This window comes from Bradyrhizobium sp. ORS 285 (genome assembly GCF_900176205.1).
In the GTDB taxonomy this organism is placed as follows: domain Bacteria; phylum Pseudomonadota; class Alphaproteobacteria; order Rhizobiales; family Xanthobacteraceae; genus Bradyrhizobium.
Map to the genome: position 1 here is coordinate 3,098,024 of NZ_LT859959.1, position 18,625 is coordinate 3,116,648.

Genomic DNA, 18,625 nt, shown 5'->3' on the forward strand with positions numbered 1-18,625 from the left:
CATCATTGTGACGATCTATTAGCACGAGTTGACGGGAATGAGTTCGACGATGCCTCAAAGCCAGACCGCAGGACCGGTGGCGCCGGCCCTGTCCGTCCGTGGTCTGACAGTGGATCTGCCGCGCGGGATGGAGCGGCGCCACGCCGTTGAGAACATCAGCTTCGATCTCCTGGACAGTCAGATCCTTTGCATCGTCGGCGAGTCCGGCTCGGGCAAGTCGGTTACGGCCAACACGATCATGGGCCTCTTGCCCCGCGCGATCCTGGTGTCGGCCGGCGCCATTCAGCTCGGCGGACCAGAGGGCACGGCGATGATCGGCGCATCGCCTGCAACGCTGCGCTCCCTGCGCGGCCGTGTCGTCTCGATGATCTTCCAGGATCCGCTGTCAGCCCTCAACCCGCTGATGACGGTGGGCGAGCAGATCACCGAGGTCCTGACCGCGCATGACGTTGGCACGAAGGATTGGCAGCGAAAGCGCGTCATCGAGCTGCTCACGGAGGTCAATCTTCCCAACCCGCAACTGATGTACGATCAGTATCCGTTTCGGCTGTCGGGTGGGCAGCGCCAGCGCGTGATGATCGCGATGGCGCTGGCGCTCGAGCCCAAGGTGCTGATCGCCGACGAGCCGACGACGGCGCTCGACGTCACCACCCAGGCGCAGATCCTGCACCTGATCCGGGACATCCAGCGGCGAAAGGGGATGAGCGTCATGTTCATCACCCACGACTTCGGAGTCGTCGCCGAGATCGCCGACAGCGTGATCGTCATGGAGAAGGGGCGCATCGTCGAGCAGGGCAGTGCCGCCGAGGTGCTGAAGTCGCCGTCTCACCCTTACACCAAGCGCCTCATCGCAGCCGTGCCCAATCTGACGGGCCAGGACCGCGCCGCGGCAGCAACTGCGTCTGAGGACGCGATCCTCAAAGTCGAGGGGCTGTCGAAGACCTATCGGAGCGGCAGCGCCCTTTTGGGAGGCCAGCGCGTCGTTCCTGCCGTGCAGGAGGTCTCGTTCGAGATCGGTCCCGGCCGCACGCTCGGAATCGTCGGCGAAAGTGGCTCGGGCAAGTCGTCGCTCGGCCGTCTGCTCGTCAAGCTGCAGGATTGCGACGGCGGCCGGATCCTGTTCGAGGGGCGCGATATCGCGGCTCTCTCGGATTCCGAGTTTCGCCCGCTGCGGCCGAAGATCCAGATGATCTTCCAGGACCCATTCGCGTCGCTCAACCCGCGGTCGACGATCGGCCACATCCTGACAGTTGGCCCGATCGCGCATGGCATGCCCCGTGCGCAGGCGCGCATCGAGGCGAAGGAATTGCTGTCGCATGTCGGCCTCGATGCGGGCGCGTTCGATCGCTATCCGCACGAGTTTTCCGGAGGACAACGCCAACGCATCGGCATTGCTCGCGCGCTGATGTTCAAGCCCAGGCTGCTGGTCGCCGACGAGGCGGTCTCCGCGCTCGACGTCTCGATCCAGGCGCAGATCCTCGAGCTGCTGGATCAGATCCAGCGCGAGACGGGTGTGTCGATGATCTTCATCACGCACGACCTGCGTGTCGCCAGCCAGATCTGCGACCAGATCGCCGTGATGCACAAAGGGCGGATCGTCGAGCAGGGCCCGCCGTCGCAGATCTTTCTCAATCCGCAATCGTCCTACACGCGCGAGCTTGTCGCCGCAATTCCGGGTGAGAAGCTGGTGTGAGCCGGTCACTCGCCCGTATCCGAACCCACCACCGCAACCGATACAAGCAACGCCATCTTAACATCTTAACGGAGAGACGACGTCATGACGGATACGACCAACGCCCGGCCCGGCTACTCGCGTCGTGATGCCCTGCGCCTGACTGCAGCGGGCGGACTCGCCACCTTCGTCGCTCCCCATTTCCTGGGTGGCGCGGCGTTCGCGCAGGGCAAGGGCAAGGCTCCCAAGGGCCGCGTCGTCGTCGGAGTCTCGCAGGAGCCCACGACGTTCAATCCCCTGATGGTTCATGGCGAGACCGACGACGCCGTGATCTTCTCGGTGTTCGACGCCCTGATCCGCATCGACGCCCAAGGCGTGATGCAACCCAATCTTGCGGCCGAGGTGCCGAGCCAGGCCAACGGTGGTATCTCGAAGGACGGTCTGGTCTGGCGCGTTCGGCTGCGCGACGACGTGAAGTGGCATGACGGCACGCCGTTCACGGCCGAGGACGTGAAATACACGCTGGAGCTGATCGTCAATCCGAAGTTCAGGGCCTGGCGTACCGGTGGACATTCGCTGGTGCGTGACCTGAAAGTGGTCTCTCCGACCGAGATCACCTGGCGAATGGAAAGCGCCTTCGCGCCCTATCTCGCGTTCCTGGCCGAGACCTTCATCGTGCCCAAGCACATCCTGGAGAAGGAAGCCGATCCGAACATTACGGCCTTCGGCCAGGCGCCCATCGGCACCGGTGCCTTCAAGTGGGGCCAGCGCGTTCCCGGCGACCGGATCGAGCTCGAGGCCAACCCGAACTACTTCGGACAGGGGCCGTTCATCAGTCAGCTCGTGTTCAAGTACATCCCGGACATGACGGTGCTCTATACCCAGTTCCAGGCCGGCGACGTCGATCTGGTGGACCAGGCCTACATCACGGCCGATCACTACGAGGAAGCCAAGAAGCTGCCGGGGCGCACGGTCGATCTCGAAGCGGCATCGGGGATCGAAGGAATCTTCTTCAACCTCGAGCGGCCGCAGTTCAAGGAGCTCGCGGTTCGCAAGGCGCTCTATGCGGCGCTTGACCGCAAGTCGATCATCGACAGCATCTACTATGGCGTGGGCACCGTCACCGAGACATTCATGCCGCCGCAATCCTATTATTATGATCGGACCCTGCCGGTTCAGGACTTCAACCTGAATGCCGCGCGCAAGATTCTCGACGACGCCGGCTGGGTGCCAGGGGCGGACGGCATTCGCGCCAAGGGCGGCGTACGCTTGTCCTTCGCCAATTCGACGACGTCGGGCAACCATCTGCGCGAGCAGATGCAGCAATACATGCAGCAGATCTTCCGCGAGATCGGTGTCGAGATGACGATCTCGAACCTCCCTCCGGCCGTCATGTGGGGCGACTTCTGGCAGAAGTCCCAATTCGACAGCGGTCTCTCCGGCGTCACCTTCTTGATTGCCTCCGACCCCGATGTCACCAACCGTTTCGCGTCCACCTCGAGCGTGGCCCGGGGCGGGCAGGGGTCGAACGTCATGCAATATTCCAATCCGAAGGTGGACGAACTGCTGAAGCAGGGGCGCAGCACCTTCGATCAGGAGGAACGCCGCAAGATCTACACCCAGGTGCAGCGGATCATCCGCGAGGAGCTGCCGTTCCTGCCCGTGTTTGCCTACACCATCATTCTCGGCCGCAAATCGAAGCTCGACGGCTTCAAATTCAATCCCAACGTACGCACGGCCTCCTGGAATGCCGCCTCGTGGTCCTGGAAGGGATGATGGTGTCCAAATAACCCGTCATCCGCCGCCTGCCGGCGGATGGCCCCTGTTTTCGACGCGGTCATGATGGGCGAGAGCGAATGCGCGGCTTCCTACTCAAACGGCTTCTGCAGAGTCTGGTTCTGCTGCTGATCGTGTCCGTGATCGGCTTCGCGGTGCTGAATCTCTTTCCCGGCGGCCCGCTGGCGCAATACGCGCTCGACTCCAGCATGACCCAGGACGACCTCGCGCGCCTGAAGGAGCAGCTTGGACTGAATCGGCCTCTGTACGTGCAGTACTTGGATTGGGCGTTCAGGCTCGTGCAAGGCGACTGGGGCCACTCCTTCCGCGACCGGGCGCCGGTTCTGTCGGTCATCGGCCGCCATCTCTGGGCGACCTTCCTGCTGATGGGATCGTCGACCGTTATTGCTGTCGGGGTCGGCGCCTGGATCGGCATTCGCAGCGCAACGCATCGCGGCTCGCTGTTCGACCATGCAGCGACCGTCGGCGCCATGGTGGCGTTGTCGATCCCGACATTCTGGTTCGGACTTGTCGGCATCTACGTCTTCACGCTGCGGCTGGGATGGCTGCCGGCGGGCAACATGTACACGGTCGGCGACGAGTCGATTCTCGACTACCTTCATCATCTCATCATGCCGAGCGCCGTGCTTGCGCTGGTGCACGTCGCCATCTGGAGCCGCTACATGCGCTCGGCGACGCTGGACGTCATCCACCAGGATTTCGTCAATACAGCCCGCGCCAAAGGCCTCAGCGAGCGGCGCATCCTGATGAAGCACGTCGTCGGCAACGCGCTGCTGCCGATGATCACGCTGGCGGGTATCCAGCTTCCCAGCGTGCTGACGGGAGCGCTCGTGACGGAAACCGTCTTCACCTGGCCCGGCATGGGCCGCCTGTTTCTCGATAGTCTCGGCTACAGCGACTATCCGGTCGTGATGGGCCTGTTGATGTTCTCGGCGGTGCTCGTGATCGTGAGCAATCTCCTGGCCGATATCACTGTCGCGCTCGTCGACCCTCGCATCCGGTTGGCCTGAGTCATGTCATCCACCGCCAGAGAGATGGAACCCGCCGTCATGACGATCGCCGCCGCCTCCCATCCGGCCCGCGAGCGCTGGTGGCGCGGTCGGACGATGCGCCGATTCATGGCCAACCGTCTCGCGTTATTTGGTGCGGCGGCGATCGTGCTGCTCGTGCTCGCATGCGTGATCGGGCCCAGTCTGCTGCCTTATACGTCCCTCAGCATCGACCTGCGCGCGCGTTTCGCGCCGCCCTTCACCGGCTCCCACTATCTCGGCACCGATCCGCTCGGGCGTGACATGGCGGCGCGGCTGTTCATGGCCGGGCGCATCTCGCTGGCGGTGGGCTTTGCCGCGATGCTGCTGTCGACCATCATCGGCACCCTGATCGGCGTGATCGCAGGCTATCGCGGCGGCTGGATCGGCGCTGTCCTGATGCGCATGGTGGATGGGTTCCTGTCCTTTCCCTCGATCTTCCTGGTCCTGGCGCTCGCGGCGGCACTGAAGCCAAGCGCGATGATGATCACGGTCGTCATTGCCGCGACCAGCTGGATGGAGGTGGCGCGCATCGTCGAGACCGAGGTGCGATCCTTACGCGAACGCGAGTTCGTGCAGGCCGGGCGCATGCTCGGCCTCAGCGGGACGCACATCATGTTTCGCGAGATCCTGCCGAACGCGATCGGGCCGATCATCGTGGCTGCCACTCTCACCGTCGCGCGCGCCATCCTGATGGAAGCCTATATCAGCTTCCTCGGATACGGGATCCAGCCGCCGCTGCCGAGCTGGGGCAACATGCTCGATGGCGCGCAGCGCTATCTCGGCAGCGCGCCATGGCTCGCCATCATCCCTGGCGCGGCCATCACCATCGCGGTCGCCAGCTTCAACTTCATCGGCGACGGCTTGCGCGACGCCTTCGATGTTCGCGGCGACCACAAATAGAACCGCCGGACATGACGCCTGCCGGCGCTCCGCAGCGCCGGAAATCAACTCTTTGGACCACGCCGTGAGCCACGGCACTTCAATTGAAAGAAGCTCGCTATGCCTATCGTCGTTCAACCGGTGCAGAACAGCGCCGAGTTTCCCAAGCAGGTCGATGTCGTCGTGATCGGCGCGGGCATCGTCGGCACGTCGACGGCCTATGAGCTGGCGCGCAAGAAGGTCTCCGTCGCCCTGATCGAGAAGGGCATCGTGGCGGGCGAGCAGTCCGGCCGCAACTGGGGTTGGGTCCGCCAGCAGAACCGCGACCTCCACGAGCTGCCGCTGGCGATGTATAGTTTGAAGCGCTGGGGCGAACTGAACTCCGAACTCGGCGCCGACCTTGGCTTCCGCCGCTCCGGCATTCTCTACGCCACGCGAGATGCGAGCGAACTGGCCCGCTGGGAGAAGTGGAGCCAGCAAGCCAGGCTGATGGGCTTCCATAACGAGAGTCTCACCGCAGCCCAGGCCCAGGAGCGGATGAAGGGCAGCACCAACACATGGCTCGGCGGCATCTGGTCACCGACCGACGGCTGCGCGGAGCCGGGCATGGCTGCGCCCGCGATCGCCGAGGGCGCCAAGGCGCTCGGGGCTTTCGTCCACCAGAACTGCGCCGCGCGGGGGCTCGACATCGCCAATGGTCAGGTGAAGGGCGTGTGGACGGAGCGCGGACTGATCCGCGCCGACGCCGTGGTGCTGGCGGGCGGTGCCTGGAGCTCGCGCTTTCTGCGCCGGCACGGGATCGACTTGCCTGTCGCCAATATCGACGGAACGGCGCTGCGCACGACGCCTGCTCCCGACATCTTCGATGTGTCATGTGTCTTCGGCGCGGGATACGCCCTGCGGCGGCGCATCGACGGCTCCTACACCATCGCGGTGCCGGGGCATGGCGTCGTCAACCTTGCGCCGCAGGGCTTGCGCTACGCGACGAAGTTTCGCGAGTTGATGCGCGCCAAGATCGGGAAGAAGATGACCTACCGGGTCAACAGCATGCTCTGGAATGGTCCGGACGCCTGGGGAAGCTGGGACTTCGACAAGACCTCGCCATTCGAGAAGATCCGCATCATGGATCCGGTCCCGCAGAAGGATCTGGTCGATCAGGCCATCCGTAATCTGGTGTCGGACTTCCCGGCGTTGAAGGGCATCGGGGTTGCCGCGTCCTGGGCCGGGCTGATCGACACCTCGCCTGACCTCGTGCCCGTCGTCGACACGACCGAGAAGATCCGCGGGCTGACGATCGCCACCGGCTTCAGCGGCCACGGCTTTGCGCTCGGACCCGGCGCGGGCCGGCTGGCGAGCGAATTCGTCATGAACGAAACTCCGTTCGTCGACACCAGAGCCTATCGTCTGTCGCGCTTTTCGGATGGATCGGCGATCAGGCGGCCGGAGATGATGTGAGCGAGGAGGGCGTCCTCGGCGGATGATGCTGCCCAAGCAAGGATTGTCGTGGAGCGGCGTCGTTGCGGCCCGCAGGCGCGGTGTGCTATCGCCTCCCGCGCACGTCGCCGGTCCACCGTCTACAGACGGCCAGATTTGAAGCAGTCATCGAAGAGCCGGTGACAGCAAGCAAGACCGGACTTTTGATGCCCGATTGTTTTTCGGACGTTTTTTGTAGATGATCTGTCGTCTCGATGCCTTTCCTGGCGTCGCCATTCGACGGCGATAAGGGGATCTGACGATGCAAGACTCCGTGCGCCTGAAATCGTTCGAGCTGTTTCCGCAGGACATTGCTGGTGTCGATGTCAAGCTGCTGCACGCGCTCACGATCAGCGTCGGCTGGCCGCATCGCCCCAACGATTTGGAGCTCATGCGCCGTGCCGGCAAGGGCATCGTGGCGGTCGACGGCATCGGCCGTGTCTTCGGAAGCGCGATGTGGTTTCCCTATGGAGATGATTTCGCCACGATTGGCCTGGTGATTACGGTGCCGCGCACGCAGGCGCAGGGCAACGGCCGCTGGCTGATGGACCACGTCTTCTCTCATTGCGGGGCTCGTCGTCTGAGCCTCAACGCCACCAAGGCGGCCTACGGCCTCTATCATTCCCTGGGCTTCATCAAGGAGGCGATCGTTCAGCTCCACGATGGCGAGCTCTCGTCGAGTGGAGTGTCCCTGCCGCCCGTGGATGGTCGTCTCGAGGAGCTGCCCGCGGAGGCGCTTCCCGAGATCATGCCGCTCGACCTCGCTGCATTCGGGGTCGATCGTGAACGCCTTCTCACCCTCCTGGCCGAGGTTTCGAGCGTGCGCGTGCTCCGGCGTCACGGCGAGATCGTCGGCTACTCGATGTGCCGCGAGTTCGGCCGGGGGCATGTCATCGGACCGATCGTCGCGTCCAATGACGAGGATGCCATCCATCTCGCGGCGGTTCATATGGCGGCGCTGAAGGGACGATTCGTTCGGGTGGATACCCGCTCGCAAGGCGCCTTTGCCGAGTTTCTCACCCGCAGCGGGCTGGTCGCCGGCGAGGCTGTCACCACGATGTGGAAGGGACGCCCGTTCCTGAACGAAGTTGCGGGTCGTCCCATCGTCTACGGCTTGGCCGGCCACTCCTTCAACTGAGCCGGTGCGCCGAACACCAGGACCAGGGAAAGCGCCCGGCGGTCGTCGCCAAATCGCGAAATAACGCCGCGCCCGTCCGGTTGCGTGAGACGTCCGCGCGACGGCGGTTCAGCGCTTCCACCATCGGCTGAAGTAAAAATAGAGCAGGCCGCCGGCAATCGCGGGGCCGGCAGGGGCGATCGCCACTGCGAGCAGCAAGGCCAGCAGGATCACCAGCGTGGTGACGTACCACGGCGGCCGCTTCTTCTTTGCTGCGCGCGCCGCGTCTGCGGTGCCCGGTCCCCAGGGCCCGTTGACGGGGATGGATCCGAGGGACGGCGGGGGCACGTTCGGTGGTCGCGACGGGCTGGCCGCTGCGGCGTGCGCCTGGGCGGCTTGCTTCTTCTCTTCCTGTCGCGCCAGGGCGACCAGCACCGGATCCGGCGCCGGCGGCGGACGCACGGCGGGAGTCCATTGCCGGCCGGGAGGTGTCTGGCCAGCGGCCGCAGCCTTGCGGAAGGCCGCGCGAGTCGGACGTAGCACCGAAGGCGTGGGGGCGTATCGTGCGGCGAGCTGCTGGGCCCGCTGCAGCAACGGCGCGCCACTCTCGGGGTCGACCATGACCGCGAAATGCCCGAAGCCGAGCAGCGAGCGGATCACGTCCTTGCCGGGGCCAAAATGCTTGCCGGCGGGTCCGTGGCGCTCGACCTGCTGCAGCACGGCGCGGTAACGGCGCATGAGGTCGCGCGGCACGGCCACGGCCTCATTGACCGTGAGGCCGGTGACCTCCTGGCGCGCCGACCGCCGCATCACGCGCGTCTTGTCCGGATGCACCGTGAAGCCTTCGGCCTCGACGATGCCATTGACGGCCTTGAGCAGGGTGCCGATCTTCTTCACCGCTTCGCCCGAGCCGGAGAAGGTCATGTCGTCGGCATAGCGGCTGTAGACGAAGCCGAGCGTGCGCGCGAGCCCGGCGAGGCGCCGGTCGAGCTTGCGGCAGATCAGGTTGGTGATCGCCGGGCTCGTCGGCGCGCCCTGCGGCAGCAGCCTGGGGCCGTCGGCGATGTAGTGACGCTCGCCGTCGAGCGTGACTTCGTCGACCATGGGCTCGGTGCACAACAGCGCGAGCGGGATCGCAACCGCCTCGGCATAGCCGAGCGCCTCGAACAGGCCTTTGACGCGGACATAGGTCAGCGTCGGAAAGAAATCCTTGAGATCGAGGTTGATCACCACGTCGCGCCCGACATGGTTGCGCGCATTGGTCAGGGTCGAGCGCTCCGGCGCGAAGCCGTGCGCGGCCTCGTGCAGCGGCACGTGGCCGAGGATGTTGTCGAGCACCCAATATTGTGCGCGCTTGAGGCGCGGCATCGGCGCCGAGATCAGCCGCTCGCCGCCGCTCTTCTTCGGGATCGTGAAGCGTTGATAGTGATTGACCGACGCCACCTTCCTGTTGAAGGCGAGGAAGCGCAGCTCGGCGAGCGCAATGCCCATCGCATCGGCCAGCGCCTTGGCGTCGGCGAGCGGCGGCAGTCCGTCGCGGAGCGGCACCACGGCCGTCCGGCTGTGGAGTCCTTGTGAAACGTCCTCGCCGAGATAGAGCACGTCGCGCTTGCGCCGCTCGTACCAGGCAAACGCCCGCGTCTGCCGCGCCTCGGCATGGCGGCGCCTGGTCTCCTGCCGCCGCGCCATCGCCTCCGCCTTGCGGCGCTTGTGCATTTCCTTCAGCGCGCGCACGGGATCGCCAAGCGCGGCGTTCTGACGCTGCAGTTCGGCGAGTTCGCGAATGGCCTCCGCACGGTTGCGGATGGCCTCCGCAGCCGGCGCGGGCGCGCCTTCGCCTTCGGGCCAAAAACCGAGCCGGATCATCTCTTCGAGGATGACCTCGTCCTTCGAGGACTGGCGAATGCGGTCGTAGAGCTCCTGGCGCGAGAGCTTGCCGGGGGAAACGGTGTCGGTCACGCGGCCGGCCCTCCGGTCAGGAGTGCCGCTGCAGAGCGATCAAGAGAGATCGGAAGGAGCGCAGGCCGGTTTGCCTTCGTCTTCTCCAAGAACTGGATCGATCCACTCGAAGCCGGGGCGCCCACCCATCCGCAATTGGGTTCAAAGAACCCATTCTGCGATTGCGGATGGGTGGGCAGCCCCGGCCCAGTGAAGATCGGGCCAGTGACGCATGCATGGTCATGGTGCAAGGACGGCGATACGCCGCCCGGATTGCAAGGTCCTGACCGGCCTGCGCTCTTCCGAAGCCAGTGATACGCGAATTGTCGTTTCCGGTTCAAGCCGGGTGTGCAGATGGCGGCTGTCATGTCGGTCATGCGATGGCCTGTCCGCCGGCTTGTCCGTGGGCCTGCCCATCTTGGGCCGTGCCATCGACCTGCGCATGGACGATGCGGCGCAAGGCCAGCATGTGCTCGCACGGACCGCGCGCCATCTTGTTGTGGATGTAGAAGTGGCAGCTGCAGCGCGCCTCGACGAGACGATCGTCGCCGTCGATCACGAGGCTGACCTGCTCGGTGCGGGCGTTGTCGAGCACGCTGCCGGTGACGGCGCGAGCGCCCTGGTTGCGGTCGATGCGGCCGATGGTCACGAGGTTCGCCGCGATCAGGCGGTCGGCCTTCTCCTCCTGCGGGCTCGCAAAGCGGAGCTGCTCGGGCGACAGCGGTTCGCGCGTCAGCTCGCGCAGGCGGTAGAGCGATTTGTCGAGGTCGAACATCACGCGCCCGGCCTGCGTGTAGGCGGTGAGCGCGGCGTGCACGAGCGGCTCGCCGGTGCCGGTCTGCCGCGACAGCTCGGCGGCGGTCGCCGCATGCGCGCTGCCGAGCGCAGCGAAGATCCGCTGCGCCGTGTCGTGATCGACCTTGTGGCGTGGCGCGAGAAGATCGAACTGTCCGGCCGAGGACCAGTCGTTCGCGGTCCAGCCCGACAGGCCGAGCGTGAAGCGCAGGCCGCCGAAATCGACGACGAAGAACGAGGGCAGGCCGCTGCCGGTGAGGTGCACGCGCACCGACCGCGCCAGCGCCAGCGTGCGCCCGAGGATCGCGAGCCGGCGCCGCCCCCAGATGCGGATCTCGGCCGCGCTCGGGCCGCGATAGATCGAGCGGCGGAAGCGGAGCCGCTCGTTCCACGGCTCGATCACCACCTCCACCGGTGCATCCGGCGTCAGCACGAAGCGCAGCGAGCGTGGGCCAGCCTTCTCCTTCTTCTGCGCGAGGCGGGTGAGAATGTTGGCCATATCGACGGGATGCAGATCAAACACATGCGCCGGCAGGGTCATCGCGCTCGATACCTGCAGGAAGCCGCGCACCCAGCTGTCGGGCAGGTCGATCTTCTCCTCGCGAAAATCGGCGTCGCCGCCGGTCTGCACCTCGAACCCGGACGGATCGATCGTCAGGGTCGTATCGCGATAGGAGCGGATCTTTTGGAATTCGTCGTAGAGCGCGTGGCTGTAGTCGATGTTGGTGGTGCCGAACGCCATCTCGCCGAGGCTTTCGAACACGTCGTGATCGCACGACAGCCGGCCGTAGCTGGATTCGTCGAGGCTGAAGCACTCGAAGAAGATCTCGTCCGGATGTACCGTGATGACCGGATCGAGCACGATCCAGGCATCGCGATCCCGTTTGTACAGGTAGTCGAAATAGGCCCGCTGCGCCTTCCAGTAGGGCTGCATCAGGAAATGGCGCTGCTGGTCCAAGCCGCGAATGCGGGCCTGCAGCTCCGCGATGCGCGGCATGAGCGCCGCGGACTGCGCGGTCGCCTCGGCGAGGAAGGTGGCCTCGTTCTGCTTCAGCCATTCGAAATAGGCGGTGCGATCGCGCGGCTTGAAGCGCAGGTCGGAGACGACGACGTGATGCAGCGCCGAGATCGCCTCGCGGAAGGCGAGATGCCGCGCGACCTTGCCGGTGAAGAAGGTCGGCTGGCGCAGCGTGTCCGGCGCGAAGGCGAACGACGACGCCGCGGCATCGGACGAGGCGCTGGTGCTGCCGAGAAAGCGATAGGCGAAGTTCATGCGGCGCTTCCGCTGAGATGCGAGCCGCCCTCGGGGCTGCGGCCGGCGCGGGCCACGGTGACGGGCAGCGTGAGATCCGGCCAGGCGCGGGCGATGTCGCGCAGGATCAGCAGCGCCGGCGCCTTGTCGCGCAGCGTGACGCTCAGGGTGAAGTCGTGGAGCAGTTGCGCGATGTCAGCGGCGCGCTCGCGATGCGCCAGCGCCTCGTGACGCAGAGCCATGAAGATCCGGTCCTTGGCGACGCGCCCGCGGTTGATCTGCATCAGGATGAAGCGCGCCTGGGTCATGAACTTGGCGAACATGGCCGCATCTTCCAGCGCCTCTCCGGTGATCAGCTCGGTGACGAAGAGATGGAAGCTGCCCGAGGGGTGCTCGAGCAGGCGGCCGAGCACGTCGGCAATGTCGCCGTCGGACAGGCTGCGCCGCAGCAGCAGGCGGGCGCTGTCCTGCACCGCGGGCACGGTCGAGTCCGCCATCACCGCCAGCGCCGAGGCCGGCAGCGCCTCGCTGGGCCAGGCAGTCAGCCGGTTCACCACGGCGGTTCTAACGTCCTCCCATTCGCTTTCGACCAGCAGCACGGCGTTCTCGGGATCGGCGCGGAAGCGGGCCTCGTCGGCAGCGAAGGCCTGCAGCACGAAACGGCGCACGGCGACCAGCGCATGATTGCCGAGGCGGGCGAGTTGCCGGACCGAGAATTGCGCGGGATCGCGGCTCCCGAGCAGGCTCGCGCCGAGCATGCGGGCGCCGGCCGCGCGCGCCTGCAACAGGCGCCACAGCGTGCCGTCGTCGACGTCGGCTACCGCGGGCGGCAAGGCCGTGGTGAACAGGGTGACCATGTCGACGGCATGGCCTTCGACCGGCTCGGCACGAAACAGAATGGCCAGCAGCAGGTCGCGCACCCGGGCAGCGAACGCTCCATCGACCGCCGCGAGGCGGGCGAGCAGGGGCCGCGCCGCCGCGCGCAGGCCGGCATGGCTGCCGGTGGCCGCCAGCACGATGCCGTCGCGATGCTCGGCGAGGGCGGCGTCATCGAGCCGGCCCAGCAGGCTCATCGCGGCGATACGGATCTCGGGCGCGTCGGCCAGCAGGATGGCCTGCATGAAGGCGGGCGGCAGGTCGGCTGGCTTCGTCGGCGTGACGGCGATGAGCTGGATGCTCGCCGCCTGGACCTCGGGGCTGCCGTGGCCGGTGAGGCTTTCGATCACCTCCGGCTGCAGCGGACAGTCGCGATCGGGCCAGAGCTGCGGCAGCAGGGCGATGGCGGCTGACAGGCCGGCGCGCTGGAGGTCGTCGAGCGCGGCCGGCAGTTGCGCAAGCCAGGCCGCGAACGCCTCCGTCGCCTGCGCGCGCTGCTCGCGCGACGGCGCGCGGTCGCGCAGCCAGGCGCGGGCGCGGCTTTGCACAGGCTCGTAAGGGCTGGTCAGCACGGCGCGAGCAAGGTTGGCGTCGGCCCACGGCCAGTCGGCGCGATCGTCGATGGCGCGGACGGCGAGGTCGCGCATGTCCTGTGCGGCCGCCTCGAGCAACGCGCCAATCAGTACCGCATCGGCCCTTCCAGCGTCGATGAGGCGCCGCGCGATCCCGGCTGCGAGCGTGGTGACCTCCGAATAGGGCGAGGTCAGCAGACCGCCGATCGCGGCGATGTCCATCGTCTCCGGCCGAGTCGGGCCCTGCAGCAACGCCAGGGCGGCAAAGCGCGCCGCGGCGTGATTGCGCGCCAGCGCCGCGATGCGGAGCAGCCGCTCGGGCTGGGCATCCCAAAGCGCCGGAAAGGCCTCCTCGCGCTGGCCGGCCATGCGCGTGCCGAGATGGCGATGCGTCAGCGCATTGGCATTGAAGCGGCTGGTCGGGGCCTCGGCATGCAGCAGGTGGCTGACGCTCCAGACGCGGCTCAGCGCCTCGATGGCGTTGGCGACAGGTTGATAGCGGCGGTCGATGTAGACGTAAGTGCTCCATTCCGCGGGCTTGCTGCCGTCGGCGTCGGTGAAGGCGAGCAGGAGCTCGCTCGCCATCGCGGTGAAGGCGTCCTGTCCAAGCTCCGCGCGCTTGCGCAGCATGCGCCAGGCGCGCCGCTTGAAGTAGAGCAGGGTCTGGTCGGACAGCGCGAGGCGCGGCGCCGCGCTGTTCTGCTCCTCGCTGAGCTTCAGCGGCTGGCGCGAGCCGGGCAGCCAGACCTGATCCCGATAGACGTTGCCGCGGCGATACATCGGCGTCGCAAGCTCGAACTGTCGCGCCGTCGCCGCGAACAGCGGCCCGTCGTCGGTGAGATCCGCATATTTGAACAGGCGGCGCAGCACCTGCACGAAAGGAGGACGCGGCGTCATCGCACGCACTGCGACGAGCAGTGTCTTGCGCGCGCCGTCGTCGGCGAGCGCATGATGGGCGAGGGCGATCAGGTACTGATTGGCGAAATTCGGCTGTGCCGCACTCGCCGCCAGCAGGGCCGGCACCAGCTCCGCGCCACGGCCGCTCTCCAGCACGGCTTCGATGTCGCGGTTCGCCGCGGCATCGCTCGTTCGCGGCAGCGATGGGCGTGGAGGCGATCGCTGCGCGCCCATCAGCTCGCTCGCCAGCGCATAGGCCGCGTAGTCGCGCGTCACGGGGCTCACATTGGTGTCCGCGCAACTGCGCAGCAGGTCGGCGGCGAGTCCGCCGCCGCAACGCGCCAGCGCATACACCAGGCTGTAGCTCGCATTCGCTGCGCCGGTCTTCTGCGCGAAGGCGGCGATTTGTGGATAGGCGGCCGCCAGCCGGACCACCCCGAGGCGCCAGAACAGGCGGTCGTGCTCCTTGTCGCTCCATCCGCCGCGCGCGCAGAGCGAGAGTTTCTTGAGCAGTTCCGCGGCGCGTCCGTCGGTCGCGGCCCCGGCGTTGAGGTCCGTTAAGGGGGACGTCTCACCATCGACGCGGCGATAACCACCGTTGATCTTGGACACCACGACGCTGTCGAACAGTCTGTCGGCGTTGGCGCGGACGACCGGAGAAGGAGTCTTCGTGCCCTCCCGAAGCGAGCCGCCGCGACGACCATAACGGAAATTGACCAGGTAGCGTGCGTCGCCATTGGCACGTTCCAGATCGACGAGATCGACTTCGTAGACCTTGTCGGACGTGCCCTCCTTCATCCAGAGGCGCACCGAACGAATGACTTGCATAGACTGCCCCTGGGAGGTCCGGCGCGCTACATGGCAAGCCGGGCACGCCGCGTCAACGTCAGATTGGTAGGCGGACAAATATGGCGATTCGACGCAAGTCGCCGGTCCGCGGCATCCCGCACGCAAGTCTGCGACCCGGGCTCGCGAGGCATCCAGGCCCAAAACGATCGTCTGCTTCAACAAGATGCTGATGTCGCTGACATTCGCCGGCCACGCGTAACGCAACATCGCGGCTCCCCTGCAAGACGCGATTCGTCTTGGCGTCGCGCCGCGATCCCGCGCCGCAATTCTCGACCAGGGTTGTGGCGCCAGCCTTCGGGGCGCCAGGACCACGCGTCTTCACGTCCGCAAACCCGCCGTTCCTCGGCGAGCATGAGGCCCGCTGCAGCACGTCCGTGGCCACCGCATCTCCGGCCCACGTCTCGCGACGATCGCGATACGCCTCTCCTCGGCGGGATGGGAGGGCGAGAGAAGAACGCTAATTCTGAAAAATGAAAATTAATTTATTCGTTACAGAAGACGCTGGAGCCGTGAGGACGGCCATGTTGGCCCGTTCAGATGGCCACCGCGATCGATTGTGCGTATCGGTGCTTGCGCTCCCCAATCACTAACACCGACACCCCCGCAGCTCAGGCGGCTGTGGCAGTTTAGGTTGGGCCACGCTTCGGCTGGCCGCGGCGCGGAGCGTTCATGGACTTCGCCTTCGCGTCGCAGGTGCTGTTGGATCTTCGTTGAGCGGTCTGAGTGTCGTCCACAGTCCTCTGCACGAGCGCACGCCGCCGCCGAGAGCCGCCGTCCACCCTGGGGAGCTTCCCAGGTTAGGAACTCTCCCAGGACAGTTGAAAGCCATCCTGAGGCAGTCTGGTCGCCATCCTCGTGTCGAGGTGGTCCGGTCGCATCTCAGGATTCGCGTCATGAGCTTATGGTCGACGAAAAGCGATACCGATCCAAAGAAACTCAGTCCCGTGGAGCAGGCGCGGGCCTCGATGCGCAAGCTCTCGGAGCGTGGCGTCGAGATCCCGGCGCAGGTCGCCTTGCCGATCCTCGAGGCCGAGAAGGCAGGCGATTTCAAGAGTGCGCCCTCCGATGTGCAACACAAATTCTGGTCGGCCTATGGCGCGCTGAATTCCAAGATCAAGTCGGCCGAGGAGGCCAAGGATTACTACAGGCGTTTCTTTTACGGCATCCTCACGGCCCTGCTGCTGCTGCAACTCTATTACTCCGCGTCGCTTGCTGTTCAGGCGCGCCTTATCGATGTCGGCAAGGCAATTCAGGCTTTCGATACCCAGAGCACGACCACGCAGATCGCGAAGGTCCTCGCCGACCACAAGGAAGCGGTGCGGGAGCAGGCGACCTACCTGCACATCAACGAATACATCATGGGAATCCCGAAAAGAATCGCTAGTCTCCTGAGCATCCTCGGCTTAGGCGACGGCGCTGTGGCAGCCGACGACAAGCCGGAAGCCGTCGCGCGAGTCCAACTCGATCTGGCGACCTCGTTCATTGGCGGCTTTCTCCTGCCGGTGCTCTACGGCATGCTGGGCGCAATCGCATTTGTTCTGCGGCGCCTCTCCGACGAAAGCCTCACCGGCGAGGAGAGCCGCGAGATCAGGAGTCGATATTCGCTGCGCGTCCCGATCGGCGCGCTTTCTGGCCTAGCCGCGGGCTGGCTGCTGCAGCCGCCGACCTCGTCGACGATGACATCGCTCTCTCCGTTCGCCCTGGCTTTCGTTGCTGGCTACAGCGCCGATCTGGTCTTCACGGCGATGGATCGCCTCGTTGCTGCGTTCACCAGCGCTCCCGAGCCGCGGAAGGCCGAGCGGCCGTCAGGTGACGTGTCGCCCCAAGCGTCCGACGGATCCGGGACTCGGCAGCTGCCCGATTCCAACGCGGATCCATCGGCGGCGACCGCAGCGCCGACGCCGGAGGCGGCTGGCCCAGCCCCCCAGCAGCGCAGCCCGCGCGCACCCGACATAGCGGCGCTGAGCTCACGCGCCCAGGCGAACCAACAAGCCAATCAAAATGTCTGAGGTCAGCCAAGGAGCAGCCGCGATGACGACGATCACCTTTGCCCAAGTCAAGTCTCTGGCCCCGAACATGAATGCCGAATATGCAGCGGCGTTCGGCGCCCCTGACGTCAATGCCGTTCTCGCCAGCCATGCGATCGATGCCAATGGCCTGCGCATGGCGCACTTCTTCGCCCAGATGCTGCAGGAGACCGGCCGCTTCAGGATCCAGACGGAGAGCCTCAACTATTCGCCGACACGGCTGATGGAGGTCTGGCCAAAGCGCTTCCCCACGATCGAGATCGCGCAGGAATACGCGCACAACGAGGAGAAGCTCGGAAACTACGTCTATGGCGGCCGGCTCGGCAATGTGAACCCGGGCGATGGCTTCCTCTATCGCGGCCGCGGCCTGCTGCAGATCACGGGACGGGCGGCCTATGCAAGGTTCGGCGCGGAGCTCGGCATTCCGCTGGAAACCAATCCGGACCTCGCCTTCCACAAGGATCACTGTCTCAAGATCGCGGCGGCCGAGTGGGCCGTGAGCGGCCATCATCACAAGTTATGCAACGCGCTCGCCGATGCCGATGACATCGTCGGCGTCACCATCGCCATCAACGGCGGGGAGACGGGCATCGACGATCGGCGATTCTGGCTGAAGAAGACCAAGGCGATCTGGACCCAGGCTCCTGCGCCGGCGGTGCAGATGGCGAGCCGCGCCAGCGCCAGGCTGGAAGCTGCGCTGGCTCCGAATGGAGCGCCTGGCGCCCTTGCGCCCGATCAGCCCATGCTGGAGGCCGCGGTCGCGGCGCCCGCGGGAAGCTTTGCCTCTCGCGCCGCCGCGTTGGCGCTCGGGGAATGGCAGAAGTTCGGGCGGCAGACCTATGATCTGTCCGGACACGCCACGCATGTCGGCCACAAGGAGGGCGAGACGCCCTACTATCAATATATTGGCGACTACTGGAGCTTCGGCGTCAAGAACGACACCCTCACCGGTCTCGATGACGTGCCCTGGTCGGCCGCCTTCATCTCCTGGGTGATGCGCAAGGCGGGCGCGGGCGACCGTTTCCACTACAGCCCGCAACACTCGATCTACATCTTCCGTGCCAAGAACGATCTGCGGCTTGGTACGCCCAATGCCGGCTACTACTGCTATCAGCTTCGCGAGATGAAGCCGAAGGTTGGAGACCTCGTGTGCTGGGCGCGCCGCGCCGGCATCGACTACGAGCACCAGAATGGCGGCGACTATCCGGGGCATTGCGACCTGGTCGTCGAGGTCGGCGCCAACGAGGTTCAGGTCGTCGGCGGCAACGTCGGCAACTCCGTCACCAAGCGGCCGTTGGCCTTGAATGCGGGAGGCTTCCTTGAGCCGATCGTGCAGGGCGGAGAGAATTTGTTCGGTCTGATGAGCTGCCGGCTCTAGCGAGCCGGCCGCGCTGATCTTCTCTTTAAGTCCCGGGCTTGCGTGAGCCTGTCGAGTGATGGCGTGCAGCCC

At 65.9% G+C, this 18,625-nt stretch carries 11 protein-coding genes; 8 read left to right on the forward strand and 3 right to left on the reverse strand.

Going from position 1 to position 18,625, the window contains the following annotated elements; translation table 11 throughout:
- Positions 1 to 37 precede the first annotated feature (37 nt).
- The 6 genes from BRAD285_RS14010 to BRAD285_RS14035 all read left to right on the forward strand — a co-directional run bounded on the left by BRAD285_RS14010 (position 38) and on the right by BRAD285_RS14035 (position 7,990).
- Complete coding sequence (locus BRAD285_RS14010; RefSeq protein ID WP_244422110.1) at positions 38 to 1,693, forward strand: ABC transporter ATP-binding protein; 1,656 nt, start codon at positions 38 to 40, stop codon at positions 1,691 to 1,693.
- Positions 1,694 to 1,777: 84 nt separating this feature from the next.
- Entirely contained in the window at positions 1,778 to 3,448 is a 1,671-nt protein-coding gene (locus BRAD285_RS14015; RefSeq protein WP_006610522.1) for a peptide ABC transporter substrate-binding protein, read from the forward strand.
- 80 nt (positions 3,449 to 3,528) lie between these two features.
- Entirely contained in the window at positions 3,529 to 4,479 is a 951-nt protein-coding gene (locus BRAD285_RS14020) for an ABC transporter permease (protein WP_006610521.1), read from the forward strand.
- 39 nt (positions 4,480 to 4,518) lie between these two features.
- On the forward strand, positions 4,519 to 5,400 hold the full coding sequence (locus BRAD285_RS14025; RefSeq protein ID WP_035645243.1) for an ABC transporter permease: 882 nt from the start codon (positions 4,519 to 4,521) through the stop codon (positions 5,398 to 5,400).
- A 99-nt stretch (positions 5,401 to 5,499) separates the two neighbouring features.
- On the forward strand, positions 5,500 to 6,834 hold the full coding sequence (locus tag BRAD285_RS14030) for an FAD-binding oxidoreductase (RefSeq protein ID WP_006610519.1): 1,335 nt from the start codon (positions 5,500 to 5,502) through the stop codon (positions 6,832 to 6,834).
- A gap of 280 nt (positions 6,835 to 7,114) precedes the next feature.
- Positions 7,115 to 7,990, forward strand: coding sequence for a GNAT family N-acetyltransferase (locus BRAD285_RS14035; RefSeq protein WP_006610518.1), 876 nt, complete (start codon positions 7,115 to 7,117; stop codon positions 7,988 to 7,990).
- A gap of 108 nt (positions 7,991 to 8,098) precedes the next feature.
- Here BRAD285_RS14035 and BRAD285_RS14040 read toward each other — a convergent pair whose 3' ends face one another.
- The 3 genes from BRAD285_RS14040 to BRAD285_RS14050 form a co-directional block, all read right to left on the reverse strand.
- The gene (locus BRAD285_RS14040) at positions 8,099 to 9,928 is read right to left on the reverse strand and encodes a reverse transcriptase family protein (RefSeq protein WP_006610517.1); all 1,830 of its coding nucleotides are present in this window, start codon (positions 9,926 to 9,928) and stop codon (positions 8,099 to 8,101) included.
- Positions 9,929 to 10,280: 352 nt separating this feature from the next.
- On the reverse strand, positions 10,281 to 11,975 hold the full coding sequence (locus BRAD285_RS14045) for an SWIM zinc finger family protein (protein ID WP_006610516.1): 1,695 nt from the start codon (positions 11,973 to 11,975) through the stop codon (positions 10,281 to 10,283).
- On the reverse strand, positions 11,972 to 15,127 hold the full coding sequence (locus tag BRAD285_RS14050; RefSeq protein WP_006610515.1) for a hypothetical protein: 3,156 nt from the start codon (positions 15,125 to 15,127) through the stop codon (positions 11,972 to 11,974). Before BRAD285_RS14050 ends, BRAD285_RS14045 begins: the two co-directional genes overlap by 4 nt.
- A 914-nt stretch (positions 15,128 to 16,041) precedes the next feature.
- On the opposite strand from BRAD285_RS14050, the gene BRAD285_RS14055 reads away from it, so the two are divergent.
- Positions 16,042 to 17,157, forward strand: a complete 1,116-nt coding sequence (locus BRAD285_RS14055; protein ID WP_139020588.1) for a hypothetical protein — start codon at positions 16,042 to 16,044, stop codon at positions 17,155 to 17,157.
- Positions 17,158 to 17,179: 22 nt separating this feature from the next.
- The gene (locus BRAD285_RS14060; RefSeq protein WP_050886787.1) at positions 17,180 to 18,553 is read left to right on the forward strand and encodes a DUF2272 domain-containing protein; all 1,374 of its coding nucleotides are present in this window, start codon (positions 17,180 to 17,182) and stop codon (positions 18,551 to 18,553) included.
- Positions 18,554 to 18,625: the final 72 nt, after the last annotated feature.